23 protein-coding genes are annotated in these 26104 nt (G+C 59.5%); 12 read left to right on the top strand and 11 right to left on the bottom strand.

Going from position 1 to position 26104, the window contains the following annotated elements:
- Nucleotides 1-147: 147 nt before the first annotated feature.
- Nucleotides 148-468 (bottom strand): carboxymuconolactone decarboxylase family protein, encoded by a 321-nt coding sequence (locus CFBP6623_RS03485; protein WP_046798684.1) that lies wholly within the window; start codon nt 466-468, stop codon nt 148-150.
- A 135-nt stretch (nt 469-603) separates the two neighbouring features.
- Nucleotides 604-3252 (bottom strand): aminopeptidase N, encoded by a 2649-nt coding sequence (gene pepN / locus CFBP6623_RS03490; RefSeq protein ID WP_046798685.1) that lies wholly within the window; start codon nt 3250-3252, stop codon nt 604-606.
- Nucleotides 3253-3935: 683 nt separating this feature from the next.
- Here pepN and CFBP6623_RS03500 point away from each other — a divergent pair.
- A complete protein-coding gene (locus tag CFBP6623_RS03500) occupies nt 3936-4874 on the top strand; it encodes a DMT family transporter (protein WP_046798686.1) in 939 nt (312 codons plus the stop codon).
- A gap of 295 nt (nt 4875-5169) precedes the next feature.
- On the opposite strand, the gene CFBP6623_RS03505 is transcribed toward CFBP6623_RS03500, so the two are convergent.
- The 3 genes from CFBP6623_RS03505 to CFBP6623_RS03520 form a co-directional block, all read right to left on the bottom strand.
- On the bottom strand, nt 5170-5361 hold the full coding sequence (locus tag CFBP6623_RS03505; RefSeq protein WP_003509784.1) for a hypothetical protein: 192 nt from the start codon (nt 5359-5361) through the stop codon (nt 5170-5172).
- Nucleotides 5362-5512: 151 nt separating this feature from the next.
- Nucleotides 5513-6427 carry a uracil-DNA glycosylase gene (locus tag CFBP6623_RS03515; protein WP_046798687.1) on the bottom strand — a complete coding sequence of 305 codons (915 nt, stop codon included), beginning with the start codon at nt 6425-6427 and terminating at the stop codon, nt 5513-5515.
- Between the two features lie 43 nt (nt 6428-6470).
- Entirely contained in the window at nt 6471-7769 is a 1299-nt protein-coding gene (locus CFBP6623_RS03520; protein WP_046798952.1) for an Hsp70 family protein, read from the bottom strand.
- A 301-nt stretch (nt 7770-8070) separates the two neighbouring features.
- On the opposite strand from CFBP6623_RS03520, the gene CFBP6623_RS03525 reads away from it, so the two are divergent.
- Entirely contained in the window at nt 8071-9048 is a 978-nt protein-coding gene (locus tag CFBP6623_RS03525; RefSeq protein WP_080842195.1) for a GGDEF domain-containing protein, read from the top strand.
- Between the two features lie 20 nt (nt 9049-9068).
- On the opposite strand, the gene CFBP6623_RS03530 is transcribed toward CFBP6623_RS03525, so the two are convergent.
- Entirely contained in the window at nt 9069-9857 is a 789-nt protein-coding gene (locus tag CFBP6623_RS03530; protein ID WP_080842194.1) for an SDR family oxidoreductase, read from the bottom strand.
- Nucleotides 9858-9937: 80 nt separating this feature from the next.
- On the opposite strand from CFBP6623_RS03530, the gene CFBP6623_RS03535 reads away from it, so the two are divergent.
- The 3 genes from CFBP6623_RS03535 (at nt 9938) to CFBP6623_RS03550 (ending at nt 12650) form a co-directional block, all read left to right on the top strand.
- Nucleotides 9938-10858: a cation diffusion facilitator family transporter gene (locus CFBP6623_RS03535; RefSeq protein WP_046798690.1), complete on the top strand. Its 921-nt coding sequence runs from the start codon at nt 9938-9940 to the stop codon at nt 10856-10858.
- Nucleotides 10859-11039: 181 nt separating this feature from the next.
- Nucleotides 11040-11804 (top strand): isocitrate lyase/PEP mutase family protein, encoded by a 765-nt coding sequence (locus tag CFBP6623_RS03540; RefSeq protein ID WP_046798691.1) that lies wholly within the window; start codon nt 11040-11042, stop codon nt 11802-11804.
- Between the two features lie 270 nt (nt 11805-12074).
- Nucleotides 12075-12650, top strand: a complete 576-nt coding sequence (locus tag CFBP6623_RS03550; protein ID WP_046798692.1) for a GNAT family N-acetyltransferase — start codon at nt 12075-12077, stop codon at nt 12648-12650.
- A 36-nt stretch (nt 12651-12686) separates the two neighbouring features.
- Here CFBP6623_RS03550 and CFBP6623_RS03555 read toward each other — a convergent pair whose 3' ends face one another.
- Nucleotides 12687-13298 carry a 3'-5' exonuclease gene (locus tag CFBP6623_RS03555; protein WP_046798693.1) on the bottom strand — a complete coding sequence of 204 codons (612 nt, stop codon included), beginning with the start codon at nt 13296-13298 and terminating at the stop codon, nt 12687-12689.
- Nucleotides 13299-13685: 387 nt separating this feature from the next.
- On the opposite strand from CFBP6623_RS03555, the gene CFBP6623_RS03560 reads away from it, so the two are divergent.
- Together CFBP6623_RS03560 and CFBP6623_RS03565 are read left to right on the top strand one after the other, a co-directional pair.
- On the top strand, nt 13686-15350 hold the full coding sequence (locus CFBP6623_RS03560; protein ID WP_046798694.1) for an electron transfer flavoprotein-ubiquinone oxidoreductase: 1665 nt from the start codon (nt 13686-13688) through the stop codon (nt 15348-15350).
- Between the two features lie 348 nt (nt 15351-15698).
- The gene (locus tag CFBP6623_RS03565; protein ID WP_046798695.1) at nt 15699-16439 is read left to right on the top strand and encodes a pentapeptide repeat-containing protein; all 741 of its coding nucleotides are present in this window, start codon (nt 15699-15701) and stop codon (nt 16437-16439) included.
- A gap of 90 nt (nt 16440-16529) precedes the next feature.
- On the opposite strand, the gene CFBP6623_RS03570 is transcribed toward CFBP6623_RS03565, so the two are convergent.
- Nucleotides 16530-17546 (bottom strand): zinc-binding alcohol dehydrogenase family protein, encoded by a 1017-nt coding sequence (locus CFBP6623_RS03570; protein WP_080842193.1) that lies wholly within the window; start codon nt 17544-17546, stop codon nt 16530-16532.
- A 103-nt stretch (nt 17547-17649) separates the two neighbouring features.
- Here CFBP6623_RS03570 and CFBP6623_RS03575 point away from each other — a divergent pair, with 103 nt between their 5' ends.
- Nucleotides 17650-18039 (top strand): winged helix-turn-helix transcriptional regulator, encoded by a 390-nt coding sequence (locus CFBP6623_RS03575; protein ID WP_046798697.1) that lies wholly within the window; start codon nt 17650-17652, stop codon nt 18037-18039.
- A 120-nt stretch (nt 18040-18159) separates the two neighbouring features.
- Nucleotides 18160-18999, top strand: coding sequence for an undecaprenyl-diphosphate phosphatase (locus tag CFBP6623_RS03580; RefSeq protein ID WP_046798698.1), 840 nt, complete (start codon nt 18160-18162; stop codon nt 18997-18999).
- A gap of 68 nt (nt 19000-19067) precedes the next feature.
- On the opposite strand, the gene mgtE is transcribed toward CFBP6623_RS03580, so the two are convergent.
- Both mgtE and CFBP6623_RS03590 read right to left on the bottom strand, forming a co-directional pair.
- A complete protein-coding gene (gene mgtE / locus CFBP6623_RS03585) occupies nt 19068-20441 on the bottom strand; it encodes a magnesium transporter (RefSeq protein ID WP_046798699.1) in 1374 nt (457 codons plus the stop codon).
- Between the two features lie 248 nt (nt 20442-20689).
- A complete protein-coding gene (locus tag CFBP6623_RS03590) occupies nt 20690-21934 on the bottom strand; it encodes an MFS transporter (RefSeq protein ID WP_046798700.1) in 1245 nt (414 codons plus the stop codon).
- A gap of 237 nt (nt 21935-22171) precedes the next feature.
- Between CFBP6623_RS03590 and CFBP6623_RS03595 the strand changes: the two genes are divergently transcribed.
- From CFBP6623_RS03595 to CFBP6623_RS03605, 3 genes are all read left to right on the top strand, one after another.
- The gene (locus tag CFBP6623_RS03595) at nt 22172-23080 is read left to right on the top strand and encodes a diacylglycerol/lipid kinase family protein (RefSeq protein ID WP_046798701.1); all 909 of its coding nucleotides are present in this window, start codon (nt 22172-22174) and stop codon (nt 23078-23080) included.
- A 288-nt stretch (nt 23081-23368) separates the two neighbouring features.
- Nucleotides 23369-24742 (top strand): aspartate aminotransferase family protein, encoded by a 1374-nt coding sequence (locus CFBP6623_RS03600; RefSeq protein ID WP_046798953.1) that lies wholly within the window; start codon nt 23369-23371, stop codon nt 24740-24742.
- 62 nt (nt 24743-24804) lie between these two features.
- Entirely contained in the window at nt 24805-25275 is a 471-nt protein-coding gene (locus CFBP6623_RS03605) for an OsmC family protein (protein WP_046798954.1), read from the top strand.
- Between the two features lie 569 nt (nt 25276-25844).
- Here CFBP6623_RS03605 and CFBP6623_RS03610 read toward each other — a convergent pair.
- Nucleotides 25845-26054, bottom strand: coding sequence for a type II toxin-antitoxin system VapB family antitoxin (locus tag CFBP6623_RS03610; protein ID WP_046798702.1), 210 nt, complete (start codon nt 26052-26054; stop codon nt 25845-25847).
- Nucleotides 26055-26104: the final 50 nt, after the last annotated feature.

Here is a 26104-nt window from a genome sequence, read left to right on the forward strand (position 1 = left end):
AAGTTAAAAGAATTTTAACCCCTTGAACCGACTCCGTATTTTTTCGGGACGGTTTGTTTCCGCTCTGCCAAACCCGGGAATAATGAGCGAAATCAGTGAGCCGGCAGTGTAATGCCGGTTGTCGGTGAGCGCGGGTGGAAGCGTGTTTCAGACGCCGTCGAAGGCGTCGAGAGCAGGGTGGAGCGCGTTGACGACGCCGTTTCCGGCAGCAGGCAGACCAGCTAGCACCGCGCTGATGATATCCTCACGGCTTGCGCCACGCGCCTTCGCTTCCATGACATGAAAGGCGATGCCGCTTTCAAGGCGCAGGGCGGCCAGAATGCCGATATAGATCAGGCTCTGGGTCTTCACATCAAGCGTGGATGCCACACCAAGTTTCTGCACGGCCTGAAGCCATGCCGCACTGTGGGCGGGAGCATCAGTCATGAAGCGCTGAAACGAAGCGCTGGCCTTGGACATGTCGGTCATCTGCAATTCCTTCCTGCTGCCGGGCCGGTTTGGCCCCTTGTGACCATCATGTTGCGCAATGCGATACGCCGCCTTGATGGATATCAAGACGGCGTTTTGGCATGTTTGGAATATTGGCGGAGCGGAAGCGCGGGTTCAGCCCTTCAGGATACGCCCGACAATGTCGCTCACATCCGTGGACAGGCCCTTGGCGTCGGCAATCGTCGACAGTGCCGCCCGGGCATGTTCGGCGCGGCTTGCCTCCAGAGACCGCCAAGAACGCATGGAGGTGAGAATGCGCGCGGCAAGCTGCGGGTTGCGCTTGTCGATGGCGATGATCTGCTCCGCCAGGAACCGATAGGCTGCGCCGTCTGCGCGGTGGAAGCCGGTGGGATTGGCGAAGGCGAGCGTGCCGACCAGCGAACGCACTCGGTTCGGATTGGTGGCGATGAAATGTTTCGATTTCATCAGTGCCTTGATGCGATCAAGCGCGCCGTCGCCGGGAATGGCGGCCTGCAGCGAAAACCACTTGTCGAGAACAAGCGCATTGTCGGCAAAGCGCGTTTCGAAGGCGGCCAGCGCTTCTTTCGTCTCGGCGCTGTCAGGGAAACGTTGCGTCAGCACGCTGAGTGCATGGGCAAGATCGGTCATATTGGTGGCGTCGGCATAGGCTTTCGCGGCGCGTTCCGGGGTTCCCTCGGCAAAAGCGAGAAAGGTCAACGCGCCATTGCGGAGCGAGCGGCGTCCGGCGCTGTCGGCATCCGGGCTGTAGGCTTCGCTGCCGCCCGTACCGTCGGCAAGCTGTCGCAGCGTTTCAAGCCCGGCCGTTGCTATCGCCTTTATGGTGGCGTTGCGCGCCTTGTGAATGGCGTCCGGATCGGTATTGCCACCCAGTTCACGGGCAATATCCGTTTCGCTGGGCAGCGCCAGCGCCTGTGCGCGGAAAGCAGGCTCGAGCGAAGAATCGCCGACGATTTCAATAAGCGTTGCGATGAGTTCGGCGTCCGTGCGCACCTCGCCGCCATTCTGCACGGCTTTGGTGGCGGCAATCAGTGCCGGCAGGGCAAGATCGGTCAGCGCCTGAAAACGGGCAAACATATCCGTCTCGTGCCGGGCGATCTGCACCAGATCGGCGGCATTCTGCTCGAAATGCAGATTGACCGGCGCCGAGAAGCTGCGATTGATCGACAGCACCGGCCGCGACGAAATGCCGGAGAAGGAGAAGGTCTGGTTGCGCTCGGTCAGGTGCAGCACGCCATCGCGGTATTCGCCGCCGACGACTGCCTGTGGCTCCGCGATCTGACCATTGTCGAGGATCAGCGCCAGCGACAGCGGAATGTGCCGTGGCTGTTTTACCGGCTGGCCGGGTGTCGGCGCCACGGTCTGTTCCAGCGTCAAACTGAAAGTGGCCTTGCCGGCATCATAAGCGGAGGAGACGGAGACCAGCGGCGTGCCCGCCTCGGTATACCACAGCGAAAACTGCGAAAGATCGCGGCCGCTGGCATCGGCAAAGCTCTTGACGAAATCCTCAACCGTCGCCGCTTCGCCGTCATGGCGTTCGAAATAAAGGTCCATGCCCTTCTTGAAATCATCAGCACCGAGGATCGTGGCGATCATGCGGGTGACTTCGGCGCCCTTTTCATAAACGGTCGTCGTGTAGAAATTGTTGATTTCACGATAGGTATCGGGGCGCGGCGGATGTGCCAGCGGACCGGAATCCTCCGGAAACTGCTCCGATTTCAGATGGCGTACATCGGCAATGCGCTTGACCGGGCGCGAGCGCATGTCGGCGGAAAATTCCTGATCGCGATAGACCGTCAGGCCCTCCTTCAGGCACAGCTGGAACCAGTCGCGGCAGGTGATGCGGTTGCCGGTCCAGTTGTGGAAATATTCATGCGCGATGATGCGCTCGATATTGGCGTAATCAGCGTCAGATGCGGTTTCCGGGTCGGCCAGCACGAATTTGTCGTTGAAGACGTTGAGACCCTTGTTCTCCATCGCCCCCATGTTGAAATCGGATACGGCGACGATCATGAAGATATCGAGGTCGTATTCGCGGCCGAAACGCTCTTCGTCCCATTTCATTGAACGCTTCAGCGCGTCCATGGCGTAGGCCGCACGCGGTTCCTTGCCGTGCTCGACATAGATTTTCAGCGCCACTTCACGACCGGAGACGGTGGTAAACGTGTCTTCCACCACGCCGAGATCACCGGCGACGAGCGCGAAGAGATAGCTGGGTTTCGGGTGCGGATCGAACCAGGCGGCAAAGTGCCGGCCTTCATCGTAATTGCCGCCGCCGAGGAAATTGCCGTTCGACAGGAGCAGCGGATTGCCTTCCTTTGCGGCGATGATCGTCACCGTATAGGGCGCCAGAACATCGGGACGGTCGGGGAAATAGGTGATGCGGCGGAAACCTTCCGCCTCGCATTGGGTGCAATAAACGCCATTGGTGCGATAAAGCCCCATCAGCTGCGTATTGACCTGCGGATTGATGTAATTGGTGACGCAGATCTCGAAGGGCGTTTCCGCCGGCAGATCACGGATGGTCAGGCTGTCGGGCGTAGCGTCATATTGGCTGGCGGGGATCTCGACCTGATCGAGCAGCAGGCCCGAAAGCGTCAGCTCGTCACCATCGAGAACCAGCGGTGCCTGTGGATCGACGCCTTCGCGTCGGTGAAAGATCAGACGGGCTTCGACCTTGGTATTCTTGGGGTCGAGTTCGAAGGTGAGATCCACCCGCTCCAGAACGAAATCGGTGGGGCGGTAATCTGCCAGGTGAACGATCTGGCCCGTGTCTGTTCGCATGACTGTTCCTGAATAACTTAGCGTGGTCTTCCCGCCATCATGTCGTCATAAGGCCGGGATGTAAAATAGGTGGAGTATTCGTCACGTTCATGTGCGCATCGGAGGACATTCTGTCCCGCCATAAAGGCTTTACCGGCCATGCAGACGATCCTCCCCCCGCTGCCGGACCCATGGACCATCGCAGCAAATGTTGAACGATTGCTGAAATTATATTTTATTTTCTTCAAATTTTAGCGCATGTCGCTTTTGGTCTGATTCCCGCCACTGTCATTCCGGCTCACCAACGCTGAAGTACTTCGCCAAGTTGTCTGTGTCCGTCATGCCGGACTTGATCCGGCATCCAGCCAGCCCAAGTCCTTGGGCCGAAATGACTCTTTCGCCGCGCAGACGCGCGTCGGCTGGATTCCGGCTCAAGGCCGGAATGACGGAAGAGGTGTATTTTGCGCTCCGGGTTGCTGTCTCGGTTTAAACCGGACAGCCGTGGCTCAGGGCCGGCATGCGGAAGCGAAAGCCCTCAGCAATCCAGAACGAGATCAACCGAATTCATGGGTGAATAACATTTTTTGATGTAAAGGGCTGGAGGAATGTTCTAGCCTTGCGCAAATCCAATTCCCCTGCGTCGTCCTCCCCGCATGAAAAATCCCCAGATGGCGTGTTTGCGCAGCCGATATGAGTAACTGCCAATGAACGCCGAACCGACCAATCCCTTCCGCGGGATCAGCATGAAGCTGGTTTCGGTTGGCTTTTTTCTTGTCATGCAGACCTGTATCAAGGCCGCCGGTCCGGATGTGCCGGCCGGTCAGATCACCTTCTTCCGCTCCGCTTTCGCCATCATCCCGATTGTCGTTTATCTCGCCTGGCTGCATGCGCTGACAAGCGCGCTGCACACCAATAATCTTCTTGGCCATTTCAAGCGCGGTTTTCTCGGCATCCTGTCCATGGCATGCGGTTTTTACGGGCTGACCATGCTGCCGCTGCCGGAATTCATCGCCATCGGTTATGCGTCGCCGCTTCTGGCCGTCGTTTTCGCCGCCTTCATCCTGCATGAGAAGGTGCGCGTTTATCGCTGGAGCGCGGTGTTTGTCGGCATGATGGGCGTGCTGGTGATTTTATGGCCCAAGATGACGCTTTTGCGGGAAGGCGGCTTTGCCGCCGGTGAAGGGCTGGGGGCGATTGCCGTGCTGTTCGGCGCGGCGCTGGGCGGCCTGGCGATGATCCAGGTGCGGCAATTGGTCGATACCGAAAAAACGCCGACCATCGTGCTCTATTTTTCGCTCACCGCCACCCTGCTGTCGCTGGTCAGCGTGCCCTTCGGCTGGAGCGCGCTGAGCATGACGCAGGCCATGCTGTTGATCACCAGCGGCATCTGCGGCGGCGTTGCGCAGATCTTCCTGACGGAGAGCTACCGCCATGCCGAAGTCTCGGTCATCGCACCCTTCGAATACAGCTCCATCGTCTTCGGGATCGCGGTTTCCTACGTCCTGTTCGGAGATATCCCCACGCTCACCATGCTGATCGGCACGGCGATCGTTATCCTCGCCGGCATCTTCATCATTTTCCGCGAGCATCAATTGGGGCTGGCGAGACGGGCGGCGCGCAAGGCTTCGACGCCGCAGGGGTGAGGGGTGTTTTCCTCCCGCCATATACTTGGTTGTAATGTATTCAAGTTGATGACGAAGGATACCTATTTTTCCGGCGTCATCCTTGGGCTTGTCCCAAGGATCTAAACACGTCACGAAAATCGATCCGTCGCAGATCCTCGGGACAGGCCCGAGGATGACGTCAGAGTAGTTGGCGAGGTTCATAACCTCGCCGTCTCTCTCAGCAAAACACGCAAAAGCAAAAGGCGCCTTCCCGAAGAAAGACGCCAGCGCGCAATCATATATGTGGACCAGCTTTATACTGGCCTGAATGCTCTCAGCGCTCGCGGAAATCCGCAAAGACAGCCGAAGGACGCGTCACGCGGACCTGCTGCATGGCAGCGCGTGCGGTCATCTGTTCGTTAGCGGCAGCGCCGAAACGATGGTAGCCCTGACTGGAGCGTGGGCCGAGGCCCGCCAGACGGAGCGTTTCAAAGCCGGAATGTACCGGACGGAAGCGAGTGGTCATTGCCTTGGTTCCTTAAACCGAATTCCTCCCAAGACACTGTGGTATATCGCAGCGCAGCATGGATTCGGCAAGCTGGCCAAATGCGTCGCTGTTATGCGAATTGCGCATGGCTTTTTTCACAATTCGTTTACACTGAGCAATAATAAGGCAATCAGCCCTGAGTAACCTTGGCCTGAAACGCCAATAAATCCTGCCATGCCAATGACTTGGAGGCCGGAGCGTTCAAAAGTTCCTGCGGATGCAGGCTGGCCAGCGCCGGCAAAACAAGATGTCCGGCTGCGACATCACGCCACTGTCCGCGCAGCGTATGGATCGTTCCCGTGCCGCCGAAGAAGAAACGTGCGGTGAAGTTGCCAAGAAGCAACAGGTGTTTCGGCTCCGCCAGCGCGATCTGACGCTCGATGAAGGGGCGGCAGATATCCATTTCCGCCTGGGTCGGCGGGCGGTTGCCGGGTGGCCGCCAGGGCACGACATTGCCGAGCATGATGGTGCCGCGTTCAAGGCCGATTGCCGAAAGCATACGGTCAAGCAAAAGCCCGGTCTTGCCGGCAAAGGGCAGGCCTTCGCGGTCGTCATCGGCATCCGGCATGGGGCCGATGACCATGATGGCGGATGAGGGATCGCCTTCGGTGAAGATCGTGCTGCGCGCGCTGTTCTTGAGATTACAGCCGCTGAACCCTTCAAGCGCGGTTTTCAGCTCGGCGAGCGACCTTGCGCTTTCGGCCGCAAAACGCGCTGCCGCCACGGCCTGTTCGTCCGGCATGGCAACATTCTGCTGAACCGCGGGGGCTGCTGGCGTGGCACGCGCCGGCGTCTGGCGTTTCGGCTGTTGCTGCGGGGGCTGTTGATGGGGGGCGTCGCCGGCGCGTTCCATCGGCTGCTGGCCGGACTGGCGCGCGGCTGCGCCGGTCTCCTGTCCCTGCATCGGCCGGGCAGGACGGGCGGCGGCAAATTCGGCGAAACGGTCGAGCGGCTGGTCTTCCAGCAGCCTGTCGACACCCGCATCCGCATGGAAATGCAGGAGGGCGGCAAGTTCGGCCGGGGAAAGGTCGTGGGCGGCGATCATGGTAGGAAATTATCCCATGTTCCCCGCCCGGGGAACCCGTAAATCACGCTGTCCAGCGCTGAATGTCACCGCTTTCGCCGATCATGGCCAGACCATGGGCAATCGATAGCAGTTCGCCGCCGCTTTCGATCCGGTCGGCATCGAAACGGCGGGTGAAAAGCTCCCGCACCGCCGGCACGAAGGAGGTGCCGCCGGTCAGGAACACCTTGTCGATGGCATCAGGCGCCACTTGCGTTTTTTCCAGCACCTCGTCCAGTGCGCCTTCGATCTTGGCGAGGTCGTCGGCGATCCAGCCGTTGAAGTCGCTGCGTTTCACCATCTTGCGCCCGGCCTTGCCGAGCGGCGTGAAGTTGAATTCCGCTTCTTCCGCCGAAGAAAGCGCCATCTTGGTGGCGGAGATCGCCTGATAGAGCGGGTAACCCTCATCATGGTCGACGAGATCGATGAAGAGTTCGAGCTTTTCCGGTTCCAGCGCCGAACGCACCAGCGATTTGAGCGCGGTGAATTCCTTCGAGGTCTTGAAGATCGACAGCTGGTTCCAGCGGCCGAAATTCACGTAATAACCCGAGGGCACATCCAGCACCTTGTCGAAGCTCTTGAACTTGCTGCCTTTGCCGATCTCAGGCGAGACCAGATTGTCGATCATCCGGAAGTCGAAATGGTCACCCGCCACGCCGACGCCGGAATGGCCGATGGGGGTGGCGGAAAGCTTGCCGGCATGGGTCTCGAAACGGATCAGTGAATAGTCGGTGGTGCCGCCGCCGAAATCCGCCACCAGCACGTTGGCGTCCTTTTTCAGGCTCTGGGCGAAATAATAAGCCGCTGCCACCGGCTCATAGACATAGTGGATTTCCGGAAAACCGGCGCGCGTCAGCGCCTCGTTGTAACGGGCAAGCGCCAGCGCCTCGTCCGGATTGCTGCCGGCGAAACGCACCGGCCGGCCGGCGATGACGGTTGAGACGTCGCCCGGCCATTCATCACCCGCATAGGTTTTCAGTTTGCGCAGGAACACCTCCATCAGATCCTCGAAGCTCTGGCGCTTGGCGAAGATCAGCGTGCCCTGAAACAGCGGCGACGCCGCAAAGGTCTTGATCGACTGCAGGAATCGGCAATCGCCCGCATTGTCGATGAATTGCCGGATGGCGGCATGGCCCGCTTCCACATGTAGCGCCGCGGCACCGAGGCCGGCGTCCTTCATGAAGGAGAGCGCCGTGCGCATGCTGTCATCCGTGCCGGCGTTGCTGGTAAAACGCATGGAACGGCTGTCGCCATCGCCGTTGGAAAGAGCCATGACCGTGTTGGTCGTGCCGAAATCGAGGCCAAGTGCCCGCTTTTGCGTCATCGCCATATCCTTGTCGCCGAAAGAAATATTCGCCCGGCCCTTGGGTGGCCCGGCGTGAAAATAAGGGATGCCTTTGGCGTCCCGATGTCAGAGGAGGGCGGTTGATTGCATAAGCTCGACGGAATGGCAAGCGTTGCTCCCACGTTTATTGTGACATTTGTATGAAGCAACCGTCGCATTCGGGGCTGGACTTTCCTGCCCTTATTAAATATTTTTTTGCATGCAGAGAGTATAAGATAGAAATATAGTGCTGAAGTGTAGATTTATTTTTTATCTGTTGCGTTTTTAAACGGAAGCCTCGATGTCCCGAAAGCTGGCCCTTTCCGCCCGTCAAGAAGCACCGTCAGAGCGGCCGCCCCTTGTTCGCGGTGATGCGGAAAGCTTCAATCGCCATCTCATGGAACTTATGGAAGCGTCGCAGCAGGGCTATGCCCTTTTCGACGGTGGTGACGAGCTGCGTTTTGCCAACACCGTGTTCCGCGAGGCGCTGGGCATGGGGCAGGATGACTTCCCGAGTTGGGTGGAGTTGATGCGCAGCGGTTACAGCAGTTCCACCGGCACCGCCATCGAAACCTCCGATTTTGAACTGTGGCTGCGCTCCACCAGGACGAGGCGCGGCAAGCTGCCCTTTCGCACCATCGAGACCAGCCTGAATGACGGGCGCTGGATGCTGACGACTGAAACGACGTTGCCGGGCGGCTGGATGTTGTGTGTCGTCACCGATGTTTCCGAACTCGGCATCGAGTTGCGCGATCTGCGGCAGCAGCGCGACAGGGCGCTGAAGTCGGCGCTGAGCGACGAACTAACCGGTCTCGGCAACCGCCGCTACGCCATGGATAGCCTTAATCACATGCTCGGTCCCAGCAAGGCGCAGGCGCTTGCCGTCATCATCATGGATATCGATCACTTCAAGTCGGTGAATGATCGTTTCGGACATGCCTGTGGCGATCTGGTTCTCAAGGATTTCGCCGCGCGGCTTTCCGCGAGCGTCGGGCGCGACGATCTCGTCGGCCGGATCGGCGGAGAAGAGTTCCTGCTCGTCCTCAGCGGTTCGCGGATGCATATCGCCGAGGCCGTCATGCAGCGGCTGCTGTCGACGCTGGCTGATGCGTCACCGCTCGGGGATATGCCGGATTTCCGTTATAGCTGTTCGGCCGGCATCGCCTTTGCCAATCCCGGCGAGAGCGCCAGCGATGTTCTGCGCCGCGCCGACACGGCCCTTTATGAAGCCAAGAATACCGGCCGAAACTGCTTCGTGATCTACGAAGCGGTCTCCTGACGGTTTGTGCGTGGCGGCTGTCAGTTCGACTTCGCCGCGCCGCCATCCACCCGCAGCATCGTGCCGGTGATATAGCTTGCCGGCACCGAGCAGAGGAAAGCGCCGGCGGCGGCAAATTCTTCCACCGTGCCGAGGCGACCGGCCGGAATGCTCTTGACGGAAGCTTCGCGGATTTCCTCGACGCTTTTGCCCAGGCGCTTGGCGTTGGCGCCATCCAGCTCGTCGATGCGGTCGGTGTGGATGCGGCCGGGCAGAAGCAGGTTGGAGGTGATGCCGAAACCGGCCACTTCACTGGACAGCGTCTTGCTCCAGCCCACCAGCGCGCCGCGCAGGGTGTTGGAGAGCGCCAGATTGGCAATGGGTTCGAACACGCCTGATGAGGCGACGGTCAGGATGCGGCCAAAACCCTGTTCCTTCATCTGCGGCAATAGCGCGTTGGTAAGCGCGATGACGCGCAGCACCATCGACTGGAAGAAGGTGTCGAGCTTCTCGGTCGTCATCTCCTGTGCAAGGCCAGGTGTCGGTCCCCCGGTATTGTTGACGAGAATATCGATGCCGCCGAGCTTGTCCTTGACGGCCTCGACCATGGCGTCGACGAAATTGTCATCGGCCAGATCACCCCACACCCAGTCGGCCTTGCCTTTGCCGAGCGCGTTGATGGCCTTGCAATTCGCGTCCAGTTTTTCGCCGCTTCTGCCGACGAGAAGAACGTTTGCGCCTTCCTTGGCGAGCGCCGTGGCAATGCCCAGCCCAAGGCCGCGAGAAGAGGCGAGAACGAGGGCGCGTTTGCCGGAAATGCCGAAATCCATGGGGTTTGTCCTGTCTTGTGAGTAGTGTCTGTGCTGTTTATAGGAAGGTGGCGTCCGCTTTTGAAGGTCAAATACACGTCATGACAGAACAATCTCTGCTTAAATTCTCCATCGCCGTCACGGTCCTTTTGGCACTGTTCGGCGTCAGCGCGGGTTTGTTCTCCGGCTCCTTCGCCGTGGTTTTTGATGGCGTTTATGCGCTTACCGATGCTTTCATGACGGTGCTGGCGTTGCTCGTGGCGCGACTTATCGCGGCCTCCGCGGCACCAAGGCCGGGTGGCCGGCTGGTGGAGCGTTTCACCATGGGTTTCTGGCATCTGGAGCCGATGGTGCTCGGCCTTAATGGCACGCTTCTGATGGGCGCGGCGATCTATGCGCTGATCAATGCCATCGACAGCCTGATGGATGGCGGGCGCTCGATCGAGTTCGATTATGCCATCATCGTCACCTTCTTCAGCTTCGCCGTCTCTCTCGCCATGGCATGGTTCGTCAAAAGGCAGAACCGCAGGCTGAAATCCGCCTTCGTGGCGCTGGACGCCAAAAGCTGGCTGATGAGCGCGCTTTTGAGCATGGCGCTGTTCGTCGCCTTTGCCATCGGTTACGGGCTGACCGGAACATCGCAGGCATGGCTCTCTCCCTATATCGATCCGGCCGTGCTGGCGCTGGTCTGCCTCGTCATCATTCCCATGCCGCTCGGCAATGTGAAACAGGCGCTCGCCGATATCCTTCTGGTCACGCCGCTGGAATTCAAGCAGCATGTGGATCGGGTGGCGACGGAGACTGTCGAAAAATTCGGCTTCGCCTCGCATTATTCCTATGTCGCCCGCGTCGGCCGTGGCCGACAGATCGAGCTTTTCTTCATTGTGCCGAAGAACTGGCCGGCCCGACGGCTTGAGGAATGGGATGCGATCCGCGACGAGATCGGCGATGCGCTTGGCGGTGAGGGGGCGGATCGTTGGTTGACGATTGTTTTCACGACGGATGAGGAATGGGCGATCTGAGCGAGACGCCTGAGACTGTCACGCGATGTTTGCAAATAAGGAAATCGACGCCCGAAAATCGGCGGTCGCAACGCGCGGCCGGTGTTAGCAGTTTTCCGGATTGTTGCGGCGGCTTCGGGCGCCCGTAACGACTGATTGGATGAGCGAAAGCTCAGCAATATCGATCAAAGGAGAGACCGCGATGAACAGTCAAATCGAACGTGCGGAAATATTCCGGAGCTTGCACATTCCGGGCGATCCCATCGTCCTCTATAACATCTGGGATGCGGGAAGTGCGGTGGCCGTTGCGCGTGGCGGGGCGAAGGCTATTGCGACCGGAAGCTGGTCTGTCGCTGCGGCACAGGGTTATTCGGATGGCGAGGAAATGCCGCTGGATGACGCATTGTCGGTCGTCGCGCGCATAACGAAATGTGTGGATCTGCCTCTCACCGTGGATTTTGAAGGCGGTTACGCAGATGATCCCGCCGCTGTCAGGCAAAATGTAGGCCGCCTGTTTGCCCTCGGCGTCATCGGATTGAACTTCGAGGATCAGGTGGTGCACGGCAAGGGTCTGCATGACATCGGCCACCAGTCGGATCGGCTTCGGGCGGTCCGCAGCGCGGCAATCGATGCCGGTATTCCGGTTTTCATCAATGCGCGAACGGATGTTTTTCTCAAGGCAGCGGAAGGGGTGGATCATGCGTCCCTGCTGGACGAAGTATTCGCCCGCGAGGCCGCCTATGCCGCAGCAGGCGCGGATGGCTTCTTCGTGCCGGGGCTGAAGGATAAAAAGCTGATCGAAAAAATATGCCGGCAGACGACGCTGCCGATCAACGTCATGACATCGGGGGACATGGAAGAGGTTCGCGCATTGGCGAAGCTCGGGGTGGGGCGCATCAGCTTCGGACCCGCTCCCTACGCAAGGGTCAGTCGCGACCTGGAAAGCAGCGCGCGTATTTTTGCCTGAAAAGAGGCGCGTGCTTGACTCAACAATCCGGCTGTCAATCGGTATCGAACATCCCGACGATCTTATCGCCGACCTTGCCCTTTCGCTGGACAGGTCCTGACGACTTCGGAGATGGACAGTCCGGCAAGGTGAAAATGGCCACGGGAACAACCATCCTGTGGCCGGCCGGACCACATTTGCGCGATCCCGGCAGGGCGTAACTCGCCCTGAGCCGGCTTGCATCTGTCCACTCGAAACCTACATAGGCGGGGTTATCGGCAATAGGTATTCATGGACAAGTCAAGTTTTTCGTCGCTACAGACGGCACGTCTGATCCTCCGCACGTTCCGGGATGAGGATTTCCCGTCTTATGCCGACTATCACAATCGCAGCGACGTCTACAGATTTCTATACGCCTCACCGCCCGGGAAGACGGCGCTCGCGGCCCAGTTCGCCGAGATAGTGGCGGGTTCGTTCACAGAGGATGGCGATACGCTGCGGCTTGCGGTGATCCGGCGCGATGATGACGCGCTGATTGGCGAGGTACTTCTGAAAATCGCCAGCCGGAAAGCGCTGCAGGCTGAAGTCGGTTATATCTTTAATCCGTCCTTCTCTGGAAAGGGTTACGCCACCGAGGCCGTGCGGGCGATGATTGGGCTGGGTTTCGACGTATTTGGATTTCACCGGATTTTTGCCCGGCTGGACACCCTGAACCGCGGCTCGATCGGGATCGTCGAACGTCTCAAAATGCGCCGGGAAGCACATCTCATTCAGAATGACCGCTTCAATGGCACGTGGGGTGACGAGTTCATCTATGCCGTTTTGAATGACGAGTGGAAAACCCTGTCGCAGGCCTCGCCAGAATAACGCCCCGGAGCGAGGGTTGGTATCAGCTATCGGGCCCTAACGGTCAAACGCCGAGGGCAGAAGTTTCCCGGACCGCAGAAGATACTGAAGCGTGTAGGTAACCGACAGGGCATCATCCAGCGCATCATGTCCTTTGAGAACTGGGTGATCGACACCATAATAGTCCGCAAGTCTGTTGCTCGGTGTTCGGGCAAGGTCCTCCACGGGCATTCCGGCGGCAAGCAGCAGCTTGACGGCGTTATCGAACCGGGATGCGGGAATTGGCGGGCTTATACCGGCAATATAGCAACTGATCGCCATCATATTCAGCTCGTCTTTCCCCCAGGACCACAATTTCGCTCCTTGTGAGAACGTCTCCACATCCGCCAGTGCCTTGTGAAGGCTTGTGCCCTTCTCGTCGATCTGTTCTTCGGTAATTCCGGTGAGGTTTGTAAAATATGGATCGAGCGCATATCTGTCGCCATGCCGGTCAACAGGCGTGACATAGGATTTGAAGGTCTCCAGAACAGGGAAATCGGCTTCAAGGCCGATCCTCACCGCGCCGATCTGGGCGATAACGGGATCAGGATCGATTGCCGCACACCAGAACCGGCTTTGCGACCCCTGAATGCAGAGAAATTCACAGTCGAAGACGATAGCTGTTTTCATGTGCCGTGCCCCCCACTCGGATCGCTCGTCTTGCTACGGTAGTCCCGATCACCAGAATGGCAATGGCGGCCGCCAGCGCCTTGCCCGGGAGTAATTGGCGCTGGCCAAACGGCAATGGCTCTTGACGCCTAAACATGTCACCCCTATTCTTCATATTACGTGAACGTAAAAGTAAAAAAATAGTCGTCAGGTTGTCTGACAATTGAGTGGCGTGCGACATGTTTTGCCGCTATAGAAGCTCGACAAAGGCGTCTTGCTTTGCGAAGACAGGGGGAGGCGAACTCCTTGTTGCACACGGGCTTTTTGCCTTACACCGGCAATGCCCTGCCGATGGTGGAAAGCGGATATAATAACAGCCGGACGGGACCGGCGATCTGAGAGGATGAGATGACGGAAGCGATGGAACTGCCCGAACGCGAAGCGATGGAATTCGACGTTGTGATCGTTGGCGCGGGTCCTGCGGGTCTCAGCGCGGCGATCCGGCTGAAGCAGGTGGAGCCGGAGCTTTCGGTTGTCGTTCTGGAAAAGGGTGCCGAAGTCGGCGCGCATATTCTTTCCGGTGCGGTGGTCGATCCGATCGGTATCGACCGTCTTCTGCCCGGCTGGCGCGAAGAGGAGGGGCATCCCTTCAAGGCCGAGGTCAAGGACGACCAGTTCATGTTCTTAGGCCCGGCCGGCTCCATCCGCCTGCCGAATTTCATGATGCCGCCGCTGATGAACAATCACGGCAATTACATCGTCTCGCTCGGGCTGGTCTGTCGCTGGCTGGCGGAAAAGGCGGAAGGGCTCGGCGTCGAGATCTATCCGGGCTTTGCCGCCACCGAAGTGCTTTACAATGACGAAGGCGCGGTCATCGGTGTCGCCACCGGCGACATGGGCGTTGAAAAGAACGGCGAACCCGGCCCCGCCTTTACCCGCGGCATGGAATTGCACGGCAAATATGTGCTTGTTGGAGAGGGTGTGCGTGGTTCGCTCGCCAAGCAGTTGATCGCGAAATATGATCTGTCGAAGGATCGCGAGCCGCAGAAATTCGGCATCGGCATCAAGGAACTGTGGCAGGTCAAGCCGGAACACCACAAACAGGGCCTCGTACAACATTCCTTCGGCTGGCCGCTTGGCTTCAAGACCGGCGGCGGTTCGTTCCTTTATCACCTCGAGGATAATCTCGTCGCCGTCGGCTTCGTGGTGCATCTCAATTACAAGAACCCCTATCTTTATCCTTTTGAGGAATTCCAGCGCTTCAAGACGCATCCGGCCATCCGCGATACATTCGAAGGTGGCAAGCGCATCTCCTATGGCGCGCGCGCCATCACCGAAGGCGGTTACCAGTCGGTGCCGAAGCTCACTTTCCCGGGCGGCGCGCTGATCGGCTGTTCCGCCGGTTTCGTCAACGTGCCGCGCATCAAGGGCAGCCATAATGCGGTGCTGTCGGGCATGCTGGCAGCGGACAAGATCGCCGCGGCGATTGCGGCCGGCCGCGCCCATGACGAGGTGGCGGAGATCGAGGCCGAATGGCGCGACGGCGATATCGGCAAGGACCTGAAGCGGGTCAGGAACGTCAAGCCGCTCTGGTCGAAATTCGGCACGCTTGTTGGCGTCGGCCTTGGCGGTCTCGACATGTGGACGAACCAGCTGTTCGGCTTCTCGGTCTTCGGCACGCTGAAGCATGGCAAGACGGATGCGCAAAGCCTCGAACCGGCTTCGAAGCACAAGCCGATCGCCTATCCGAAACCCGATGGCGTGCTGACCTTCGACCGCCTGTCCTCGGTGTTCCTGTCCTCCACCAACCATGAAGAAGACCAGCCGGTGCATCTTCAGGTGAAGGACATGGAGTTGCAGAAGCGCTCCGAGCACGACGTCTATGCGGGGCCTTCGACACGTTATTGTCCGGCCGGTGTCTACGAATGGGTGGAGAAGGACGGCGAAGAGGTCTACGTCATCAACGCCCAGAACTGCGTGCACTGCAAGACCTGCGACATCAAGGATCCCAACCAGAACATCAACTGGGTGCCGCCGCAGGGCGGCGAGGGGCCGGTTTACGCCAATATGTGATGGTGGCTAAAAGGGGTGAATTCCCCTCCGTCGTTGTATTCGGGCCTATCCCGTTTCCGTCATTCCGACCTTGAGCCGGAATCCAGCCGACGCGCGTCTGCGCGGCGAGAAGGCCTTTTCACTGCGCAGACGCGCCGTGGCTGGATGCCGGCTCAAGGCCGGCATGACGAAGGCGAAAGCGTTCTTTGCCCCCTGCCTATTTGTGGATTGCTCTTCGATTTCTTACATATAGGATGTTGGGGTGTTGCATGGTCGCGTGGCCAGTGGATTGTGGTTCAGCGATGCGGTAACGCCTTGAACGTGCCTATGGTCCTAGGTGTCGTCGCCCGACGACAGGGAGTTAAGAGAATGTCCGGCTTTCAAAGGCTGAATATCGTGCGGAAGACAAGGTTTGGCGCCGCTTTGGCGGCGGGCGTGGTTGTGGCCGTTTCGCTCAGCGGCGGCCCGCTGGTGGCTGCCAGCTGCCGCACGGATGCCATGGCCGGCATAGACTGGCGCGAATGCAACAAGCGACTTCTGATGCTGGGCGGCAGCAATCTCGATTCGGCGATGCTTTACGGCACGGACTTCACCTATACCGACCTGCGCGGCTCTTCGATGAAGGGCGCCAATCTCGAGAAGGCGAAGCTCATCCGCACGGCGCTGGGGGAGGCGAACCTGCAGGGCGCCAATCTGACCAAGGTGGAAGCCTATCGTAGCGACTTTAGCGCTGCCGACGCCACCAACGCGAAATTTATCAACGCAGAAATGCAGCGCACCAAGTTCGAAAAAACCAAGCTCGATGGCACGGATTTCACCAAGGCCGAACTCGGCCGCGCCGATTTCGAGGGTGCGACGCTGAACGGCTCGAAATTCTCCCTGACCAACCTGTCGCGCGCCCGCTTTGGCGGTGCAAAGCTCGCCGGGCCGGTGGATTTCACCAGTGCCTTCCTGCTCCTGACGCGCATCGAGGGGCTCGATCTTTCCACGGCGACGGGGCTGGAGCAAAGGCAGGTCGATATTGCCTGCGGCGATGCCAAAACAAAATTGCCGAGCGGCCTGACCACGCCTGCATCATGGCCGTGCCCGGAAGATCCGGACGAGGATTGACAAGAAAAAGCCACGCGAGATTTTTCGCGCGTGGCATAGGCATAGGGGGGAATTGGCGCGCCCGCACATGCGGACGCGCCGTCGCGTAGGTCAGAAGCCTGAAAGCACGATCTTGCCCTTGGCCTTGTTGCTTTCGATCAGCGCATGCGCCTTGATGAGATTGGCGGCATTGATGGTGCCGAAGACTTCCGTCAGCGTCGTCTTGATCTTGCCGGCATCGACCAGTTTCGCAACATGGTTCAGCAACTTGTGCTGTTCGATCATGTCTGGCGTCTCAAAGACCGCACGGGCGAACATCATTTCCCAATGGATCGATACGCATTTGCGTTTGGAGGCCATGACGTCGAACCCGTCGGCGGGATCGTCGATCAGCGCGAAACGGCCCTGTGGCGCAATGGCCGCTACGCTGTCGGCGGCATGGATGTCGCTATGGGTGGTGGAGAAGACGAAGCCCGGCGCGCCAAGACCAAGCGCCTCCACCTGCGGCGCGATCGGCTTGCTGTGATCGACAACGTGATGCGCACCCAGTTCCGTCGCCCAGGCCATCGTTTCCGGCCGCGAGGCGGTGGCGATGACGGTAAGGTCCGTCAGCGCCCTCAGAAGCTGGATGGCGATGGAGCCGACGCCACCGGCGCCACCGATGACCAGAACGGCGTTGGCCGCGCCCGGAACCGGGTCCTTCACCCGCAGCCGGTCGAACAGTGTCTCGTAAGCGGTGATCGCCGTCAGCGGCAGGGCTGCGGCCTCCTCGAAATTCAGCGATTTCGGCTTTGCACCAACAATGCGTTCATCGACCAGGTGGAATTCGCTGTTGGAACCCGGACGGTTGATAACGCCGGCGTAAAACACCTCGTCGCCGGGCTTGAACAGCGAAACCTTGTCACCAACGGCCTTCACCACGCCCGAAGCGTCGAAGCCGAGCACGCGGGTAGCACCATTTTCCGGCGACTGGTTGCGGCGCACCTTGGTGTCAACGGGGTTGACCGAAACGGCCTTCACCTCCACCAGAATGTCGTGCCCCTTCGCCTCCGGCTGCGGCAGGTCGATATCGACAAGCGCATCCTTGGCGGTGATGGGCTGGCTTGTCCTGTAACCGATGGCGCGCATGAACAGTCTCCTTTGCTTGTTTGCGTGCCTCTTACTTGATACATATGAACACCAATCGCAAGAATGCACATTTTGTGATGATACATACAAAAAGGATACTGTGATGTCGCGACCGCGCGCCAAGCTCACCGGCAATTTTCCCGGCTGCCCGGTGGAATCGGCCTTAAGTTTCCTCGATGGAAAATGGAAGGGTGTGATCCTTTATCACCTCATCAACGAGGGCACGTTGCGCTTCAACGAGCTGCGTCGCCACATCCCAAGCGTCACCCAGCGCATGCTGACCAAGCAGCTGCGCGAACTGGAAGAGGCGGGCCTGATTTCGCGCACTGTCTTCCCGGTGGTGCCGCCACGCGTGGACTACGCGCTGACACCGCTTGGCGACACCATGAAGCCGGTGATTTCGGCGCTGAAAGTCTGGGGCGATGCCCATGTCGTCTGCAAGAACGGCGCGAAATACACCCAGCTGCCGCAGGCCGCGGAGAAGGCGGCCTGAAAAATCACGGGTAAAACCACGTGACGCTCTCAATGCTCGGGATGGTGCAATGCAACATGCATTTGCCCCGATTAATGCATAATGCTGCCATCGTGATTCGCAGCAGGGACATCAAAGCACATGAGCATGGGTTGGATGGAGGCCGGATTTCTCGGTCTTTTGCAAGGACTTACGGAATTTCTTCCGATTTCTTCAAGCGCACATCTGAGGATAGCCGGGGAGTTCCTGCCATCAGGCGCGGATCCCGGGGCTGCCTTCACCGCGATTACGCAGATCGGCACGGAAATGGCGGTGCTGGTCTATTTCTGGTCCGACATCATGCGGATCGCCACGGCGTGGCTGCGGCAGAACCTTCGCCTCGGCGGCCCCTATGACAAGGCCGATGCCCGGCTCGGCTGGCTGATCATCGTCGGTTCGGTGCCGATCGTGTTTCTCGGCCTGTTCTTCAAGGACGCCATCGAGCATTCGCTGCGCAACCTCTATATCACCGCCGTCATGCTCATCGTCTTCGGCATCGTTCTCGGCATCGCCGACAGGATCGGTGAGAAGCGTTACAAACTGAACCAGCTGATCTGGCGCGACGGTATCCTTTTCGGTTTCGCGCAGGCCATGGCGCTCATCCCCGGCGTCTCGCGCTCCGGCGGCACCATCAGCGCCGGCCTGCTGCTCGGCTATACCCGCGAGGCGGCGGCGCGTTATTCCTTCCTGCTCGCCGTTCCCGCCGTTTTCGGCTCCGGCTTCTACCAGCTTTTCAAGAGCATCGGTGAGGATAACCCGGTCGGCTGGGGCCAGACGGGACTTGCCACCCTGATCGCCTTCATCGTCGGTTATGCGGTGATTGTCGTCTTCCTCAAGCTGGTCTCCACCAAGAGCTACATGCCCTTCGTCTGGTATCGCGTGGTCATCGGCTTCATCCTGCTTGGGCTGCTCGGAACGGGCGTCATCAGCGCCGGCGGCTGAGGAGCAGTTGCGCGCGAGCGCATTCCGAAAATGAAAAGGCCCGCTCTTCCGAGCGGGCCTTTTGTCTTTCAAAGCAGTGTGCCGCTCAAGATCACCAGCGCCACCGAGAAGTAGATGACGAGGCCGCTGACATCCACCAGCGTGGCGACGAAGGGGGCCGATGCGCTTGCGGGGTCGAGCCGCAGGCGCTGCAGCACGAAGGGCAGCATGGAGCCGGCGAGCGAGCCGAAGGTGACGATGCCGACAAGCGCTGCAAAGACCGTTGCGCCGACCAGCAGCCAGTGCTCGCCATAGTCATAAAACCCGGCCTGCTGCCAGACCGTCAGACGCAGGAAGCCGATGGCGCCAAGAATGCAGCCGAGCGTCAGGCCCGTCGGGATTTCCCGCAGCAGCACCCGCCACCAGTCGGAAAGCTTGAGTTCGCCGAGAGCCAGCGCCCGGATGATGAGCGAGGTTGCCTGCGAACCGGAATTGCCGCCCGACGACATGATGAGCGGAATGAACAGCGTCAGCACCACCGCCTTCTCCAGCTCACCCTCGAAATGCTGCATGGCGCTGGCCGTCAGCATTTCACCGAGGAACAGCGCTGCGAGCCAGCCGGCGCGCTTGCGGATCATGTCCGGAAAGCCGATCGTCATATAGGGCCTGCCCAGCGCTTCCATACCGCCGAACTTGTGGGCGTCTTCCGTTGTATCGGCGATCATGGTGTCGATCACGTCGTCGACGGTGACGATGCCGAGAATATGCGAACGGTCATCGACGACGGGCAGCGCCAGAAGGTCGTGCTTGCGGATCAGCCGGGCGACATCCTCCTGCGACATCAATGGGCTGGCGCAGACGATGCCTTCCTTCGATGCGACTGACAGAATTAAGGCGCCGGCTTCGCCGGTCAGCAGGCGGCGCAGCGTCACGACGGTGGAAAGCGTTCCGTCCTGAGCCAGCACATAGATGGCATAGACCGTTTCACGCGACCGCTCGACGACGCGGATGTGCGAAAGGGTCTGTTCCACCGTCCAGTCATCAGGCACGCTAACGAATTCCGTGGTCATGATCGAGCCGGCCGTGCGTGGCGGATAACCCATCAGGTGCTTGATGGAGAGCGCCGTCGTCCGGTCCAGCCGGGAAAACAGCTTTGCCCGCGGCTCTTCTTCCATTTCCGCCATGACGTCGGCCACGCGGTCGTCAGACATCAGGTTGACGAAGCGGGCGGCCTGTTCAACAGGAATATGGGCGATGATGGCTGCTGCGCCATGCAGTTCCGGCCGGTCGAGAATGGCGACGGCCTTTGCCTGCGGCATGGCGAGCAGAGCGGTTGCGGCATCGCCGACATCGAGCGTGTTGAGGTGCTCGACGCGTTCGGCAATGGTGGTGAAGCCGGTATTGCCGCTACGAAGAAGACGTGCGGCCTTGCTGGCCCTCTGGGAGAGGTTGTGGAAGTTCATGATTGCTCACCTTTCCGTCGATTCGCCGATAACGGCGAACGCGGTGGTGAGCCGACAGCGGTCGGATCAGTTCACGTTCGCCGGTCTCGGCAAAGGCAATCGACTGCTACTGTCGCTAGACATCTAATGATGCTCCGTTGAAATCCGCGCCGTGCCACAAGACATGCGCGTAAGGTCGTGTTGCGCCTGAAACCGAAAAGAGTCAAGCGGCCGATTGTGAAATTTCCGTAAGCTGCGATATGGCCGGCTCAGGCTGCCTTTTCGCGCCGCTCGACGGTGACGGAAACAAGGAAAACCCCAAGACCGAGAAGGGACAGAACCGCGCCGACATAACCTGTCGAGGCATAGCCGTAGCCCATGGCGATGACCAGTCCGCCGAGCCAGGCGCCGAGCGCATTGGCGATGTTGAAGGCGGAGTGGTTGGAGGCGGCGGCCAGCGTCTGCGCATCCTGCGCCACATCCATCAGCCGCGTCTGTACCGCCGGACAGGCGGCAAAACCGCAGCCGATCAGGAAGACGCAGAGGCACAGCATGAACGGATCATGCGCGGTCATGCCGAACACGACCATGACCAGCACGTTGAAGGCGAGCATGCCGCCAATCGTGCCGTTGAGCGAGATATCGGCCAGCCGCGAACCGACCACATTGCCGACATTCATGCCGATGCCGAACAGCGCCAGCACCATGGAGACGGTGGAAACCGGCATCATCGCCACATCGGTAGTGGTCTTGGCGATATAGCTGAAGACCGAGAACATGCCACCGAAACCGACGGACGCGATGGCAAGCGTCAGCCACACCTGCACGCGGCGGAAAGCGCCGAGTTCGCGCCAGACGCTTGCGCCTTCCTCCACCCGGTCACGCGGCTGGAACAGCCACAGCAGGGCAACGGTCAGGAGCGCTATGCCGCCAACCAGCATGAAGGCGGCGCGCCAGGACAGCAGCTGGCCGAAGAAGGTGGCAAGCGGCGTGCCGAGCAGCGTGGCGATGGTGAGGCCGAGCATGACGCGGCCGACGGCGCGGGCGCGTTTATGGATCGGCGCCATGGAGGCCGCCACCAGCGCCGCAACGCCGAAATAGGCCCCATGCGGCAGGCCGGTGATGAAGCGCAGCACGGTAAAGCTCAGGAAGTCAGGTGCGATGGCGCTTAAGATATTGCCGGCTGCAAAAAGCCCCATCAGGCCGAGGAGCAAAGCGCGCCGCGTCATGCGCGCGGCAAGGATGGCGATGATCGGCGCACCGATGACGACGCCGAGCGCATAGGCCGTGATCACATAACCCGCCTGTGGCACCGTCACGCCATAGGTCGTGGCGACGTCAGGCAACAGGCCCATGATGGCGAATTCGCCGGTGCCGATGCCGAAGCCGCCGGCGGCCAGCGCCAATTCGATCAGCGCGATGGCAAGCGGTGAGAGCGCCACGGCCGGAGCCCCCGTGTAAACGGTTTCATTCTCCGCTGCGGGATGGGCTTCGGAAATTTTAGACTGGCTCATGATGACCTGAGAAGGGGGAGGACCCCACAGAAAAAAGGGCAAGACCGTATGGGAGCGGTCTGCCCTGACTGGAGATGCGCGGTCATGAAAATGACCTTAAGTGATCCCTAACATGAAATGATGCGTTGCGGTAGAGCGATTCTCGGTAAAAGAGCATCTTCACGCGATGGTGTTCGGAACTCTAGATGAAGCCAGGCATTTACGCGCGGCTGCGAACGTTACGGGACCGGGTTGGACATGAAGCTCATTGCAATTTTCAATCGTGACGGCGGCACCTTTCGCACCACTGATATGGATGCCTATTGCGACCACGCCCGCCAAGTCTTTTCCCGGGCCGGGCACCAGATCGATTGCCGCCTGGTGTCCGGAAAGGACATCGTCGAGGAAATGGAGCGCGCTGCCGATGAGCCTGATATTGAAGGCATCATTGCCGGTGGTGGCGATGGCACCATTTCGGCCGCCGCCGGCATTGCCTGGAAACAGGGCATAGCACTTGGCATCGTGCCGGCCGGCACCATGAACCTGTTTGCCCGCTCGCTGAAACTGCCGCTCGACATCCGCCTGGCGCTGGAAACACTGGCGAATGGCGAGATTGCCAGTGTGGATATAGCCAGCGCCAATGGCCGGCTTTTCGTTCACCAGTTTTCCGCCGGTCTGCATTCACGCATGGTGCGCTATCGCAACAATCTCGCTTTCGCCTCCCGTCTCGGCAAGATCAAGGCAAGCATCCGCGCCGCCATCAGCGTCATCCTCAATCCGCCCGTCTTCGAGGTGGAGTATACCGTCAATGGTGAAACCCAGCACCGCAAGGTCTCCGCCATTTCCGTCTCCAACAATGAATTCGGCCAGAACTCGCTGCTGGTGGCGGATAATGTCTCCGGCGGCCATCTCGGTTTTTACCTCACCGATCCGCTGCCTCCCTCTGGTGTCGCAAAGCTCGTTTTCGACATTCTGCGTGGCAAGTTGAAGGAAAACGCCGCCGTAACGGCCATGACCGTGACGGATGTTGAACTGCATTTCCCGAAGAAGCGCCATGATGTGCGCTGCGTCATCGACGGCGAATTGCTGCCGATGGAACGGGACGTGGCGCTGGAGGTTCACGCCGGCGAATTGAAGGTGCTGGTGGGCCGGGCGTTTTTCGCATAGCGCGAACGGAGTGCGTTTGGATTGGGAGCGCGCCGCTTGTTTCTTCTCCCCGCCGGGGAGAAGTCCGCGGCAGCGGGATGAGGGGGCGAGCTCTCGATCTATCACTGCCGTCGCCCCCTCATCCGACCCTTCGGGCCACCTTCTCCCCCTCGGGGAGAAGAAACAGCCAGCCTCCGCTCACCCAATACCCCCTGAAAATCACCAGCCTTGCCAAATCAAAGCCGCCCGGCCATGTTCGGTGCGCGCGGTGGCGTGAGCGCCGCTGCCTTTATGGGAGTGCGATCTGTCATGAATGAAGTCTCCAAGCCGATGTCGAACCTCGCCGCCATCGATGCCGCCCATCACCTTCATCCCTTTTCCGACATGGGCAAGCTGAATGCCGCCGGCACCCGCATCATCGAACGGGCCGAAGGGGTTTTCATCTATGACAGCACCGGCAGGAAATATCTCGACGCCTTTGCCGGCCTCTGGTGCGTGAATATTGGTTATGGACGCCGCGAGATCGCCGATGTCGTTCAGCGCCAGATGAACGAGTTGCCCTATTACAACGCCTTTTTCGGTACAACCACGCCGCCGGCCACGCTTCTGGCGCAGAAGATCGCCTCTCGTGCCGGGCCGAAGATGAACCATGTGTTCTTCACCAATTCCGGTTCGGAAGCGACCGACACCTGGTTCCGCATGGCGCGTGTTTACTGGAAGGCGCTCGGCCATCCGGCGAAGACCAGGGTGATCGCAAGGCGCAACGGCTATCACGGCTCGACGGTGGCAGGCGCTTCACTCGGCGGCATGAAATGGATGCATGAGCAGGGGAACCTGCCGATTGAGGGCGTGGCCCATATCGGCCAGCCCTATTGGTATGCCGAGGGTGGCGATCTCTCACCCGCGGAATTCGGCCTGAAAGTCGCCCGCGAACTGGAAGCGAAGATCGACGAGCTTGGCGAAGAGAATGTCGCCGCTTTCGTGGCTGAACCCATTCAGGGGGCAGGCGGCGTCATCGTGCCGCCGGAGACCTACTGGCCGGAAATCGCCCGCATCTGCAAGGCGCGTAATATCCTTCTGGTCTCGGATGAGGTGATTTGCGGTTTCGGCCGGCTTGGCTCCTGGTTCGGCTATCAGCATTTTGGCGTCGAGCCGGATTTTGCGCCTGTCGCCAAGGGCCTGTCATCCGGTTATCTGCCGATCGGCGGCGTCATCGTCTCAGATCGTGTGGCGGAGGTGATGTTGTCTGAGGTCGGTGACTTCAACCACGGCTTCACCTATTCCGGCCATCCCGTCTGCGCTGCCGCAGCGCTTGAAAACCTTCGCATCATCGAAAATGAGGGTTTGGTGGAGCGGGTGCGCGACGATATCGGCCCCTATTTTTCGCAAGGCTGGAAAAGCCTCGATGACCACGAACTGGTGGGTGAGGCGGTGAATGTCGGCCTGATGGGCGGCCTGCAGATAACCGCCGACAAGGCGACCCGCAGACGTTTCGCCAAACCGGACGACATCGGAACCGAAGTGCGCAACCATTGCCTGGTAAACGGGCTTGTGATGCGCGCGACTGGCGACCGAATGCTGGCCTCGCCGGCGCTGACGATCAGCCGGTCGGAAGTTGACCAAATCATCGAGACGTTGCGCAAGGGGCTCGATCACCTGCGCGATACGCGCGAGCATTTCTAGGAAAAATGAACACCGGTTTTCCGTCAGGAAATGCGAAAAAAGATTCCAAGGGAGAAATGACAATGGCAGGACAGGAACATCATTACGCCGTGCAGGTGAAATGGACCGGCAATCGCGGCAAGGGCACATCCGGCTACCGCGATTATGAACGCGACTACACGATTTCCGCGGCGGGAAAAGCGGACATTGCCGGTTCCTCCGACCCGGCCTTCCGTGGCGATCCCTCCCGCTGGAACCCGGAAGACATGCTGGTCGCCTCGCTCTCGGCCTGCCACAAGCTCTGGTACCTGCATTTCTGCTCGGTCAACGGCATCATCGTTGAAGACTATGTCGACAATGCCGAAGGCACGCTGGTGATGGAAAAGGACGGTGCCGGGCAATTCAGCGAAGTGGTGCTGAAACCGGTCATCACCATCTCGAAAGGCGATCCGGCCAGAGCGGATGAGCTGCACCATGATGCACACGAGAAGTGCTTTATCGCCCGGTCGGTAAATTTTCCCATCCGCGTGGAGGGGACGGTGAAGACTGTTTAGGAGATGCGGGCAGCCGTTCCTGGCGAGCTGTTAAGAGGCTTCCTTCACGCTCGCCATCATTCTCGCGCTTGCTCGCCGCCGTGCGGTAGCGTGCCGGAAGACACGTGTAATTGTGATTCTAGTTGCGTTTCGGACGTGACGCCACGCGCCGGATATGGACGAAACGCGGCGTCACCATATGGAATGATGAAGCGCGCTAAAAGCTAAGGCGTCATCCTTGGGCTTGTCCCAAGGATCTAAGCACGCCAACAAAATCGGGACGTCGCAGATCCTCTGGACAGGCCCGAGGATGACGTCAGAGTGCTTGGCGGGATATGCCATTCATCGGATGGCCCCAATATTTCATTCGTGCCCCAACGATGGAATACGTCTGAACAGCATTAAAAATCAATGTCATAGATGGTGCTCGAAAATTCAAACCGAACAGCATTGGGCTCGTTCCAGGGGTAACGCCAAGAAGACGCACACACTTCGCGATCAACTTCATTACAACGCAGCCTGTCTCAAGATTTAAACCGGGCAGCGGTGTGTCACATTGCAGGATGACGGCTCTCGTATGCCTTCATCCGCTAGGCTTCATCGGTGCTCGAGCGATCGCGGATTTCATCTAGATCGCCTTGCCAGCCAATGCCCCGCAGTTCATCGAGCGCGGGTCTCTGCTGGTGTATCCGGACAAATTCTCTCAGGGCCTTTTCAACCGCCTCTTGAGCATCGGACAGCCCGGTAATTTCCATAATCTCTGCGATCAGTGCGTCATCCAGATCGATCGTTACTCGCATTGCGATGCCTCAAGATGAAGAAACCAACATCAGCACCTTGAGGGCGAAGA

Source organism: Agrobacterium tumefaciens (assembly GCF_005221385.1).
Taxonomy (GTDB): Bacteria; Pseudomonadota; Alphaproteobacteria; order Rhizobiales; family Rhizobiaceae; genus Agrobacterium; species Agrobacterium tomkonis.

Coding starts and splice junctions, on each gene's coding strand:
- CFBP6623_RS03485 (WP_046798684.1), bottom strand. CDS start 468: ATGACCGACATGTCCAAGGCCAGCGCTTCGTTTCAGCGCTTCATGACT.
- pepN (WP_046798685.1), bottom strand. CDS start 3,252: ATGCGAACAGACACGGGCCAGATCGTTCACCTGGCAGATTACCGCCCC.
- CFBP6623_RS03500 (WP_046798686.1), top strand. CDS start 3,936: ATGAACGCCGAACCGACCAATCCCTTCCGCGGGATCAGCATGAAGCTG.
- CFBP6623_RS03505 (WP_003509784.1), bottom strand. CDS start 5,361: ATGACCACTCGCTTCCGTCCGGTACATTCCGGCTTTGAAACGCTCCGT.
- CFBP6623_RS03515 (WP_046798687.1), bottom strand. CDS start 6,427: ATGATCGCCGCCCACGACCTTTCCCCGGCCGAACTTGCCGCCCTCCTG.
- CFBP6623_RS03520 (WP_046798952.1), bottom strand. CDS start 7,769: ATGACGCAAAAGCGGGCACTTGGCCTCGATTTCGGCACGACCAACACG.
- CFBP6623_RS03525 (WP_080842195.1), top strand. CDS start 8,071: ATGTCCCGAAAGCTGGCCCTTTCCGCCCGTCAAGAAGCACCGTCAGAG.
- CFBP6623_RS03530 (WP_080842194.1), bottom strand. CDS start 9,857: ATGGATTTCGGCATTTCCGGCAAACGCGCCCTCGTTCTCGCCTCTTCT.
- CFBP6623_RS03535 (WP_046798690.1), top strand. CDS start 9,938: ATGACAGAACAATCTCTGCTTAAATTCTCCATCGCCGTCACGGTCCTT.
- CFBP6623_RS03540 (WP_046798691.1), top strand. CDS start 11,040: ATGAACAGTCAAATCGAACGTGCGGAAATATTCCGGAGCTTGCACATT.
- CFBP6623_RS03550 (WP_046798692.1), top strand. CDS start 12,075: ATGGACAAGTCAAGTTTTTCGTCGCTACAGACGGCACGTCTGATCCTC.
- CFBP6623_RS03555 (WP_046798693.1), bottom strand. CDS start 13,298: ATGAAAACAGCTATCGTCTTCGACTGTGAATTTCTCTGCATTCAGGGG.
- CFBP6623_RS03560 (WP_046798694.1), top strand. CDS start 13,686: ATGACGGAAGCGATGGAACTGCCCGAACGCGAAGCGATGGAATTCGAC.
- CFBP6623_RS03565 (WP_046798695.1), top strand. CDS start 15,699: ATGTCCGGCTTTCAAAGGCTGAATATCGTGCGGAAGACAAGGTTTGGC.
- CFBP6623_RS03570 (WP_080842193.1), bottom strand. CDS start 17,546: ATGCGCGCCATCGGTTACAGGACAAGCCAGCCCATCACCGCCAAGGAT.
- CFBP6623_RS03575 (WP_046798697.1), top strand. CDS start 17,650: ATGTCGCGACCGCGCGCCAAGCTCACCGGCAATTTTCCCGGCTGCCCG.
- CFBP6623_RS03580 (WP_046798698.1), top strand. CDS start 18,160: ATGAGCATGGGTTGGATGGAGGCCGGATTTCTCGGTCTTTTGCAAGGA.
- mgtE (WP_046798699.1), bottom strand. CDS start 20,441: ATGAACTTCCACAACCTCTCCCAGAGGGCCAGCAAGGCCGCACGTCTT.
- CFBP6623_RS03590 (WP_046798700.1), bottom strand. CDS start 21,934: ATGAGCCAGTCTAAAATTTCCGAAGCCCATCCCGCAGCGGAGAATGAA.
- CFBP6623_RS03595 (WP_046798701.1), top strand. CDS start 22,172: ATGAAGCTCATTGCAATTTTCAATCGTGACGGCGGCACCTTTCGCACC.
- CFBP6623_RS03600 (WP_046798953.1), top strand. CDS start 23,369: ATGAATGAAGTCTCCAAGCCGATGTCGAACCTCGCCGCCATCGATGCC.
- CFBP6623_RS03605 (WP_046798954.1), top strand. CDS start 24,805: ATGGCAGGACAGGAACATCATTACGCCGTGCAGGTGAAATGGACCGGC.
- CFBP6623_RS03610 (WP_046798702.1), bottom strand. CDS start 26,054: ATGCGAGTAACGATCGATCTGGATGACGCACTGATCGCAGAGATTATG.